Raw genomic sequence first — 9,387 nt, forward strand, 5'->3', positions numbered from 1 at the left:
GAAAAGCCGGATACCGACAAGGACGCTGCGATACCCGCGCACCGCGGCGCGGCGGCCTATATCGACGGAACCGACCGGACTTTTCTGGAGCGCTACAGCGACTTTCTGTGGGGTGGATTGCTGCTTCTGTCGGGTCTCGGCTCAACCGGTGCGTGGCTGCGCAACTACCTGAAACGAGACGAAAGAAATAATTATCTCGCCTCCCGGGACCGAGTGCTGGAGATGATTGGCGCCGTTCGCGAGGCCCAAAGCCCGGCCGAACTGGAAAAGATGCAGAATCAGGTCGACGATGTGTTGCGGGAAACCCTCGATTGCTTCGAGGATGGCGCCATCGAGGAGGCCGCGCTGCTGGCCTTCGGGCTGGTGCTCGAACAGTTTCACTTCGCCGTCACCGACCGTCGTGATGTGTTGGCGGGCCGGCCGACTTGAAACGCCCGCCGCGGACAAGACATCCGCGGCACGGCGATACTCGACTTCCCGGGCGATCAGCGCCTAGAGCATGATGGCTCTATGTTAGTTCAAATCACTCACCCCGTCATTGCGAGGAGCCCTTGCGACGAAGCAATCCAGTTCTTGCGGAGCTCGTGGCTCTGGATTGCCGCGTCGCTTCGCTCCTCGCAATGACGGGGGGGGATGGGACACCGATTCATCTTTAGGTCATCAGACTCTAGGGCTCGATATTGTCGTTCCGGGTTCGCTCGCCGCTCACGCGGCTCTCGCCCCGGAACGACCACTGTGCGGCTCCCCGGTCCGGATATTGCATACACTTCGCTTTCGGCCGTGAGATGGCCCGCCACCCCATGGGGGGCGTGAATGGAGTGTCTGATGAACAAGTCTGTGCGGTGGTCGCGTGTTGTGGCGGGTGCCCTGGCGAGTGTGATGGTGTCGTGTGCAGCCCAGGCCGACAGCTTCCCGTCCAAAATGATCCGGGCCACCATCCCGTTTGGCGCTGGCAGCGCCACCGACGTGGTGCCGCGGCTGGTGTTCGAACGTATCGGCGCCGAATTCGGCCAGCCGATCGTCGTTGAAAACCGCGTCGGCGGCGGCGGGGCGATCGGCACCAATTCGGTCGCCAAGGCCGAGCCGGATGGCTATTCGATCCTGGCGCATTCGTCGGCGATCGGCATCACGCCGGCGGTGTTTCCCAATTTGCCCTATGACACCAGCCGCGACCTCTCGGCGGTGTTGATGATCGGGTCGAGCACCAATGTGATGATCGTGCCGACCTCGCGCTCGTGGAAGACGATTCAGGATTTCCTGGTCGATGCCCGCGCCAAGGGCTCGCAGATCAATTTCGGCTCGGTTGGCATTGGCAGCAACGTGCATATCAGCGCCGAGAAATTCCGCGCTGCCGCCGGCTTCGAAGCCACCCACGTGCCGTATCGCGGCGGCCCGGAAGTGATCGCCGACATTCTCGGCGGCCGCATCGACTTCTATTTCTGCCCGCTCTCCACCGCGTTGCCGCTGATCCGCGAAGGTCAGGTGCGGGCGCTGGTGGTGTCTTCGACCACCCGCGCGTCGGACCGGCCGGACGTGCCGACCCCGGCCGAGGCCGGCGCCCCCGGCGGCGACAGCTCGAGCTGGTTCGCGCTGTTTGTGCCGGCGAAGACGCCGCGCGACATCGTCGACAAATGGCATGCCGCCGGCATCAAGGTGCTGGCCGCGCCGGACATGCAGGCCAGCCTGAAGCGGCTCGGCGTCGGGCCAATGCCGATGCAGCCGGCCGAGATCGACGCCATGGTGGCCAAGGAAATCGCCGCCAACATGCTGGTGCTGAAGGACGTGAAGTAGCGCGATGGCGGCTCCTCGTCCTTGCGAGGAGCCGCCATGACGAAGCGGCGGCGATGATGGCGCTCAGCCGCCGAGATAGGCTTCGCGAATCCGCGGATCGTCGGCGAGCACGCTGGCCGGTCCCGACAGCGTGATGCTGCCGGTCTCCAGCACGAAGGCACGCGCGGCGATTTCCAGCGCCATCGCCGAATTCTGCTCGACCAGCAGCACGCCGAGCCCGGTGCGCTTGTTGAGTTCGAGGATCTTGTCGAACACCTGCTCGATCACGATCGGCGCCAGCCCCAGCGATGGCTCGTCGAGCATCAACAGGCTCGGCCGGCTCATCAGCGCGCGGCCGATCGCCAGCATCTGCTGCTCGCCGCCGGACAGCGACCAGCCGCCCTGCTTGAGCCGTTCCTTGAGCCTGGGAAACAGCTCGAACACCAGCGTCAGATCGTCCTCGACCTCGGCCTTGCGGTAGCGCCGCGACGCCGTGCCGGTCAGCAGATTCTCGCGCACCGTGAGGCCGGGAAAAATCCGCCTCCCTTCCGGGCAATGCGCGAGGCCAGCGCCGACGATGGTCTCGACGGCGGTGCCGTGGATCGCTTCGCCCTTCCAGGAAATGCTGCCCGAGGTCGGCCGCAACAATCCGGAGATGGTGCTCAGCGTGGTGGTCTTGCCGGCGCCGTTGCCGCCGATCAAAGCGACGATCTCGCCCATCTCGACGCTGAAGGAGATGCCCTTCAGCACTTCGATGTGGCCATAGGAGACGTGGAGGTTGTCGACCTTAAGCATGCCGGTGCCGCCTGCCGAGATAGGCCTCGATCACCTTGGGATTGCGCTGTACCTCGGCGGGCGCGCCCTCGGCGATCTTCTTGCCGAAATCGAGTACCGCGACGCGGTCGCTGATGCCCATCACCAGCCGCACATTGTGTTCGACCAGCACGATGGTGAGCCCCTTGCCTTTCAGTCTGGCGATGGTGTCGAGCAGCGTCATGCTCTCGGTCATGTTCATGCCGGCGGCGGGCTCGTCGAGCAGCAGCACCGCGGGCTTCGCCGCCAGTGCGCGGGCGATCTCCAGCAGCCGCTGCTGCGCGTAGGGGAACTGCGTGGCGCGATCGTCGGCGCGATGGCCGAGACCGACAATCTCCAGCGCCTCGCGCGCGGTGGTCTCGATGTCCGCCTCGTTCTGTCGATGCCGCGCATTCGACGCCATGATGTTGAACAGCGGCGCCGGGGTGTGACAGGCCGCGGCCACCTTGACGTTTTCCAGCACGCTGAGATTGGTGAAGATGCGGATGTTCTGGAAGGTGCGTGCCAGTCCCAGCCGCGCGATCCGGTGCGGCTTCAGGCGGAAGATTTCCTGGCCGCCGATGCGGATCGAGCCGGCATCGGCATGCGAGGCGCCGGACAGCGCGTTGAGCAGCGTGGTCTTGCCACTGCCGTTCGGGCCGATGATGGCCTGCACGATGCCGGCGGGCACGTCGAGGTCGACGCCGTCCAGCGCCACCAGGCCGCCGAACCGCCGGGTCACACCGCGCGCGGCGATGATGGGAGCGAGCGTCATCGGGCCACCTTCCGGCGCGGCAGCAGCGAGGCAATCGACGCCAGCCCGCCCGGCGCCAGCACGATCACGGCAATGACGCCGAGGCCGTAGAGCACAAGGTACCACTGGCCGAGGAAGCGCAGCATTTCCGGCAGGATGGTCAGCGCGATGGCGCCGATGATGCAGCCGGCGATCGAGCCCATGCCGCCGACGATCAGCATGGTCATCAGCAGCACCGCCTGCACGCTGGAGAAACTGTCGGGGCTGATGAAGCGGATCGAGGAGGCGTAGAGGCAGCCGGCGAGGCCGGCATAGACCGCGCCGATCATGAAGGCGAGCAGCTTGGTTCGCGTCGTGTCGACGCCGCTCTGCTCGGCGGCGATCTCGCTGTCCTTGGTCGCGATCATGGCGCGGCCGAGCGACGAGTGGCGGATCCGCGCCGCGACCAGCGCCGCCAGCGCCAGCGCCGCGATCAGCAGGTAATAATGCTGCACCTGGCCTTGCGGGCCGAAGCCGAACAGGCTGATGCCGGGAATCGCGCGCAGGCCCGACGTGCCGCCGGTGACCGGTTCCCAGTGCACGATGATCAGCCGGACGATTTCGCCGAAACCGATCGTGGTCATCGCCAGATAATAAGTCCGCAGCCGCAGCGTCGGCAGGCCGAGCACCAGGCTGGCCAGCATCACCACCAGCGCCGACAGCACCGGCGTGGTGATCCAGGGCAGTCCGGCCTTGCTGGCGATCGCGGTGGTGTAGGCGCCGAGTCCGTAAAACGCGGCCTGGCCAAAATTGATCTGGCCGGTCCAGCCGGTGGCGAAGTTCAGGCCGAGCACGACGATGGCGTTGAGGATGGCGATGTTGAGCAATTGGATGACATAGCCGTCGCGGGCTGCGATCGGGATCAGCAGCGCAACGGCGGCACACAGCAAAAGGGGGATATGGCGTTTCACCTCACACCTTCTCGCTGCTCTTCTCGCCGAACAGCCCGCGGGGCCAGGCGACCAGAACCATGATCATGACGATGAAGGCATAGGCATCGCGAAAATTCGACGAGATGTAGCGCGCGCCAAAGGTCTCGATCAGGCCGAGAAACAATCCGCCGATCACCGCGCCGGGCAGATTGCCGAAGCCGCCGATCACGCTGACGACAAAGCCCTTAAGCCCGAGGCTGCCGCCCATGGTCGGTTCGGCCAGGAAGATCGGCGCCACCAGCAGGCCGGCGACGCCGGACAGCATGGCACCGAGCGCGAAGGCCACCGCGATGGTGCGGTTGACGGGAATGCCGACCAGCCGCGCGGTGTGCAGATCCTGCGCGGTGGCCTGCATCAAGATGCCGAACCGCGTTCGGGTGAGCATCAGATATTGCAGCAGCAGGATCACCGCCAGCGTGCCGAAGATGAACAGCTGGTGCATCGAGATCACCACGCCGGCGAAGCGCAGCGGCGGGCCGCGTACCGGCGAGGGCAGCGACACCGGCAGCGGTCCCCAGATGATCAGCGCCAGGTTTTCCAGCACGATTCCCATCGCGATGGTGGTGAGGATCACCAGGAATGGCGGACGCCCGCGCAACGGGAAATACACCAGCACCATGAAGACGATGCCGATCAGCGCCATCGCCGCCATGGTGACCAGCCACGCCATCGGCACCGGCAATTCATGCGTCACCGCGCCGGAAATGCCGATGAAGGCGCCCAGCATCAAGAGCTGGCCCTGCGCGAAATTGACGATCTGCACGGTGTTGAAGATCAGCAGCAGGCCGAGCGCCACCAGCGCATAGATGCTGCCGAGCGCGAGGCCGTTGACGACGAGTTGGCCCATGAAAAGTGCCTAGGTCGATGCATTAAAAAGGATGTTGGTGTCCCGGACGCGGTGCGGCATGTCAGGCGATGCCCTTGCATCGCCGCAATGCCGCTCCGCGGAGCCGGGACCTTACCGAGCGCCTGAGTTCGTGGCGGTCCCGGCTCTGCGGTGCACCACGCCGCCAGGCGGCGGCGCATTGCACCGCGACCGGGACACGGGTCCGCTAGCGAAATCGCATGTCAGAACCCGCTTTCCTTGATCGGGCCGAGCAGCTCCGGCGTCTTGCCCTTGTTGCGGTAGATGCCGAGCGTATGCGCGAGATCGCCATTGGCGTCGGCCTGGTAGCTGATCAACATGCCCTTCCAGTCCCTGGTCGCGGCCAGCGCGTCGCGGATAGCAGGTCTGTCGCAGCCGACCTTCTCGATGATGCCCTTCAGCAGGTAGATCGTGTCGTAATAGGAGACGGTGAAATTGTCGGCGGGCACCTTGTACTTGTCCTGCACGCGCTTGGCCCAGTCGATGATCTTCGGATCGGTCGAGGTCTGCGGGATCATGCCGCCGATCGCGTAATTGCCGTCGGCTTCCGCCGCCGCGAGATTGTTCAAAGTGGTCTGCGCGACAATGCTGGTATTGCCGATCACCGGCAGCTTGATGCCGAGATCGCCCATCTGCTTCATCACCAGCGTGACGTCGGCGGGGCGGCCGAACAGGATGATGCTGTCGGCGCCCTTGTCCTTGATCTCGAGCAGTTGCGCGCTCATGTCCTTGTCGGACGGCGCATAGGACGTCACCGCCACCGGCGACACGTTGAGCTTGCCGAGTGCCGCCTGGATGCCCTTGGAGGCACCGAGCCCGTAATCATCCGCGACCACCATGATGCCGGGCTTGGTCTTGGCCATGGTCTTGACGACATATTCCGGTATCAGCTCGGCGAGCTGGCCGTCATGGACATGGGTGCGGAACAACCACTTCGAGCCCTGCGCGGTGACCTTGGCGTTGGTGGCGCCGACCAGGAACGGGGTTTCCGACTTGGTGACACCCTCGGTCTGCGCGAACACGTGCGGGCTGATCATCGAGCTCATGATCACCAGTGGCTTGCTGTCGATGATCCGGTTCATCGCGTTCAGCGCATCGGTCGAGGACGCGCCGGTGTCTTCGGTGGTCAGCGCGATCTTCTTGCCGCTGATGCCGCCATTGGCGTTGATCTCGTCGACCGCGAATTCGGCGCCGTTGCGCGCCTGGGTGCCGAGCAGTGCCAGGTTGCCGGTCAGCGGCGTGGTCAGGCCGATCGCGATCGCGGCCGGGCAGGCCGCGACTTCGGCCCTGGATTCCTGCGCGAAACCGGCGGACAGCACGAGGGCGGCGCCAGCCATCAAATTCTTCACGGAAGCGGAAAACATGGAAAATCCTTTATACAATCGGCATGTATTTTGTATGCAAGTGAAGTGCCAATTGCGCGCCGACCCCGTCTCGCGTTACGTCGAATCGCGATGGCCGGGCAGGAATGGCCATCACGGCGGGTAATCCAGTAATGTCAGTGGCGATGGCGAAGCATAGTTCTGTTCCGGCAACTGATCGAACCAGTGTCATCTACCGGGCGCTGTGGCACGCCATCATCGAGCAGGCGCTGCAGCCCGGCGCCAAGCTGCCGGAAGACGCGATCGGCGAGAAGTTCGGCGCCAGTCGTACCATCGTCCGCGCCGCGCTGGCGCAGCTTGCCGCCGAAGGCCTGGTCGAGCTGCGCCGCAACCGCGGTGCCGCGGTGGCGACGCCGAGCTGGGCCGAGGCGCGCGATATCTTCGATGTCCGGCTCGGCCTCGAGCGGCTGGTGGTCGGCAAGCTCGCCGGCGCTCTTGGCCGCGACCAGATCAAGGCGCTGAAGGCGCATGTCGATGCCGAGGAGGCAGCGCGCGGCAGCAACGCCGCGCTGTCGATCCGACTGGCGACATCCTTCCATATCCGGCTCGCGGAGATGACCGGCAATCCGGTGCTGGCGCGCTATGTCAGCGAGGTGGCGTCGCGCTGCGGCCTGATCCTGGCGCTGTACAGCCGGCCGCATTCCTCGGAATGCGCGGTCAGCGAACATCGCGCCATCATCGCCGCGCTGGCGGCCGGCGACGCCGCGCGCGCGACCACGCTGATGGATCATCACCTCGACGCGGTCGCCGACCGCGCGCTGATATCAGCCCATCCGCCGAAGGAACGCGACATCCAGGATATTCTGGCGCCCTACGCGCTGGAGGCTACGGTGAAGAAGAAGCGGAAGTCGTAATCTGCCATTCCGGAGCGCGAGCAACGTTAGTTGCGAGCGAATCCGAAATCCCGGAAGGATGTGACGATGAACATCCCGAGATTCCGGGTTCGCGGCCGGCTGTCGCCGTCCGCGCCCCGGAATGACCGTGTTGCCCTACGCCTCGATATCCATCCGCACCAGCACGCGTTCGGCGCTGTCGTTCCAGACGTCCATCTGCACGATCTGGCCGCCGCGCACGACAAAGCGGTCGACATAGCGGTTGCCCTCGAACGCGGTGCCATCGTGCCATTCGCCGTACAGCGTGCCGGTATTGTAGACGATGGTCTCGCCATTGCCGGGCGACACGTCGGTGCGCGCCATCAGCTTCTTCACCCATTTGTAGCGCACCGCGTTGAAGGCGGTGGCGTCGCGCGGGTGGCTGAACTTGCGGCCGCCGGTAAAAGTGATCGCGACGTCGGGCGCCATGAAGGTCGCGGCGGTTTCCGGATCCGGCACCATCGAGGCGACAAGGAAGCGTTCGACGATCTCGGCGGCTGCGGCGGTGTCCGAAGTGGCGGGCGCGAAAGCCGCGGCGGAATGCGACATGGTCGGTTCTCCTGGGATGCGAAAGGCTTGTTTGTCCCTCAAGCAAAGACGGTGCCAGCACTGTATCCGATCCTGTGTAAGGATTGTATACGATTTAATCGCGAGCTGGACGTATATTAGGCAGCCGGAACGTCGGAAAGCGCAATGCTGGCTGGCCTCGTTGCGATTTCGAGCCCGCGCCGATCGCATACGCGGTGGCACACCGATTGCTTGGCTTTGGCCAGTCAATTCACCTGGAGGGGTCCGTCATGCCATCATTGTTGCCGACAATTTCGCGCCGCCTGCTGCTGGCGGCGGGCGCGGCCTCGTTGTCGCTGGCCTTCGCGCTGCCGGCTTCGGCGCAGGAGACCGTGAAGATCGGCGTCGTCGCCGCGATGTCCGGCCAGTCGGCGAAGTCCGGCGAGGCGATCGTGCGCGGCGTGTCGCTGGCGATCGACGAGATCAACGCCAAGGGCGGGTTGCTCGGCAAGAAGGTCGAGCTGGTGGTGCGTGACGACGAGAGCAATCCGGCCAAGGGCGTGATCGCCGCGCGCGAGCTGGTGCAGCGCGAGAAGGTAGCGGCTTACTTCGGCGGCGTCGACACGCCGGTATCGATGGCCATCGTGCCATTCGCCAACCAGTCCAAGGTGCCGTTCATCGGCGTCTGGGCCGCCGGCACCGCGATCACCCGCAACGGCGCCGCCGAGAACTACGTGTTCCGCGTCTCCGCCGTCGATGCGCTGGTCGATGTCGCGCTGGTCGACTACGCCGTCAAGAAATACGCGGCCAAGAAGCCGGGCATGATCCTGATCAACAACCCGTGGGGCGAGTCCAACGAGGCCGGTTTGAAATCGGCGCTGGAGGCCAAGAAGCTGCCCTTCGCGGGCATCGAGAAATTCGAGACCGGCGATGTCGACGTGGTGCCGCAGCTGACCCGGCTGAAGGAGGCCGGCGCCGATGCGCTGTTCCTGGTCGCCAATGTCGCGCCCTCGGCGCAGGTGGTGAAGTCGCTCGACCGCATGGGCTGGAACGTGCCGATCGTGTCGCATTGGGGCCCGGCCGGCGGCCGCTTCACCGAGCTCGCCGGTCCTTCCGCGGAGAAGGTGCACTTCATCCAGACCTTCAGCTTCTCCGGCAACACCTCGCCGAAGTCGGCTTCCGTGTTCGAGGCGCTGAAGAAGAAGTTTCCGGAGATCAAGACCGCCGCCGACGTGACGCCCGCGGTCGGCATCGCCAACGCCTATGACGCCATGCACCTCACCGCGCTGGCGGTGACCAAGGCCGGCTCCACCGAAGGCCCGAAACTGCGCGAAGGCTTTTACGAGATCGGCAGCTATGACGGGCTGATCAAGAAGTACGACAGACCATTCTCGAAGGACAACCAGGACGCGCTGTCGCCGTCGGATTATCTGTTCACCTATTTCAAGGGCGACGAGATCCTGCCGCTGGTAAA

9 protein-coding genes and 1 pseudogene are annotated in these 9,387 nt (G+C 64.9%); 4 read left to right on the top strand and 6 right to left on the bottom strand.

Annotation, left to right across the window (positions count from 1 at the left end; translation table 11 throughout):
* Positions 1-429: pseudogene (locus tag Q0S16_RS22895) on the top strand (TRAP transporter substrate-binding protein); the annotation flags it as partial.
* A gap of 396 nt (positions 430-825) precedes the next feature.
* Entirely contained in the window at positions 826-1,791 is a 966-nt protein-coding gene (locus tag Q0S16_RS22900; protein ID WP_295853594.1) for a tripartite tricarboxylate transporter substrate-binding protein, read from the top strand.
* A gap of 63 nt (positions 1,792-1,854) precedes the next feature.
* Here Q0S16_RS22900 and Q0S16_RS22905 read toward each other — a convergent pair whose 3' ends face one another.
* The 5 genes from Q0S16_RS22905 to Q0S16_RS22925 all read right to left on the bottom strand — a co-directional run bounded on the left by Q0S16_RS22905 (position 1,855) and on the right by Q0S16_RS22925 (position 6,516).
* A complete protein-coding gene (locus Q0S16_RS22905) occupies positions 1,855-2,565 on the bottom strand; it encodes an ABC transporter ATP-binding protein (protein WP_295853597.1) in 711 nt (236 codons plus the stop codon).
* Complete coding sequence (locus tag Q0S16_RS22910; RefSeq protein WP_295853602.1) at positions 2,558-3,337, bottom strand: ABC transporter ATP-binding protein; 780 nt, start codon at positions 3,335-3,337, stop codon at positions 2,558-2,560. Before Q0S16_RS22910 ends, Q0S16_RS22905 begins: the two co-directional genes overlap by 8 nt.
* Positions 3,334-4,266, bottom strand: coding sequence for a branched-chain amino acid ABC transporter permease (locus Q0S16_RS22915; RefSeq protein ID WP_295853605.1), 933 nt, complete (start codon positions 4,264-4,266; stop codon positions 3,334-3,336). The genes Q0S16_RS22910 and Q0S16_RS22915 overlap by 4 nt, the downstream gene beginning before the upstream one ends.
* A gap of 1 nt (position 4,267) precedes the next feature.
* The gene (locus Q0S16_RS22920) at positions 4,268-5,134 is read right to left on the bottom strand and encodes a branched-chain amino acid ABC transporter permease (RefSeq protein ID WP_295853607.1); all 867 of its coding nucleotides are present in this window, start codon (positions 5,132-5,134) and stop codon (positions 4,268-4,270) included.
* Between the two features lie 221 nt (positions 5,135-5,355).
* Positions 5,356-6,516: an ABC transporter substrate-binding protein gene (locus Q0S16_RS22925; RefSeq protein WP_295853609.1), complete on the bottom strand. Its 1,161-nt coding sequence runs from the start codon at positions 6,514-6,516 to the stop codon at positions 5,356-5,358.
* A 143-nt stretch (positions 6,517-6,659) separates the two neighbouring features.
* On the opposite strand from Q0S16_RS22925, the gene Q0S16_RS22930 reads away from it, so the two are divergent.
* Positions 6,660-7,388 carry a GntR family transcriptional regulator gene (locus tag Q0S16_RS22930; protein ID WP_295853610.1) on the top strand — a complete coding sequence of 243 codons (729 nt, stop codon included), beginning with the start codon at positions 6,660-6,662 and terminating at the stop codon, positions 7,386-7,388.
* A 135-nt stretch (positions 7,389-7,523) separates the two neighbouring features.
* On the opposite strand, the gene Q0S16_RS22935 is transcribed toward Q0S16_RS22930, so the two are convergent.
* Positions 7,524-7,955, bottom strand: a complete 432-nt coding sequence (locus tag Q0S16_RS22935; protein WP_295853613.1) for a nuclear transport factor 2 family protein — start codon at positions 7,953-7,955, stop codon at positions 7,524-7,526.
* A gap of 248 nt (positions 7,956-8,203) precedes the next feature.
* Between Q0S16_RS22935 and Q0S16_RS22940 the strand changes: the two genes are divergently transcribed.
* On the top strand, positions 8,204-9,387 hold a 1,184-nt coding region (locus Q0S16_RS22940), incomplete at its 3' end, for an ABC transporter substrate-binding protein (protein ID WP_295853615.1).

The organism is Tardiphaga sp., assembly GCF_025356345.1.
Classification (GTDB): Bacteria; Pseudomonadota; Alphaproteobacteria; order Rhizobiales; family Xanthobacteraceae; genus Tardiphaga.

What these genes read in the sequence shown, in the direction of transcription:
- Q0S16_RS22935 (WP_295853613.1), bottom strand. Translation starts at nt 7,955, where the DNA reads ATGTCGCATTCCGCCGCGGCTTTCGCGCCCGCCACTTCGGACACCGCC.
- Q0S16_RS22920 (WP_295853607.1), bottom strand. Translation starts at nt 5,134, where the DNA reads ATGGGCCAACTCGTCGTCAACGGCCTCGCGCTCGGCAGCATCTATGCG.
- Q0S16_RS22925 (WP_295853609.1), bottom strand. Translation starts at nt 6,516, where the DNA reads ATGTTTTCCGCTTCCGTGAAGAATTTGATGGCTGGCGCCGCCCTCGTG.
- Q0S16_RS22910 (WP_295853602.1), bottom strand. Translation starts at nt 3,337, where the DNA reads ATGACGCTCGCTCCCATCATCGCCGCGCGCGGTGTGACCCGGCGGTTC.
- Q0S16_RS22930 (WP_295853610.1), top strand. Translation starts at nt 6,660, where the DNA reads ATGGCGAAGCATAGTTCTGTTCCGGCAACTGATCGAACCAGTGTCATC.
- Q0S16_RS22905 (WP_295853597.1), bottom strand. Translation starts at nt 2,565, where the DNA reads ATGCTTAAGGTCGACAACCTCCACGTCTCCTATGGCCACATCGAAGTG.
- Q0S16_RS22900 (WP_295853594.1), top strand. Translation starts at nt 826, where the DNA reads ATGAACAAGTCTGTGCGGTGGTCGCGTGTTGTGGCGGGTGCCCTGGCG.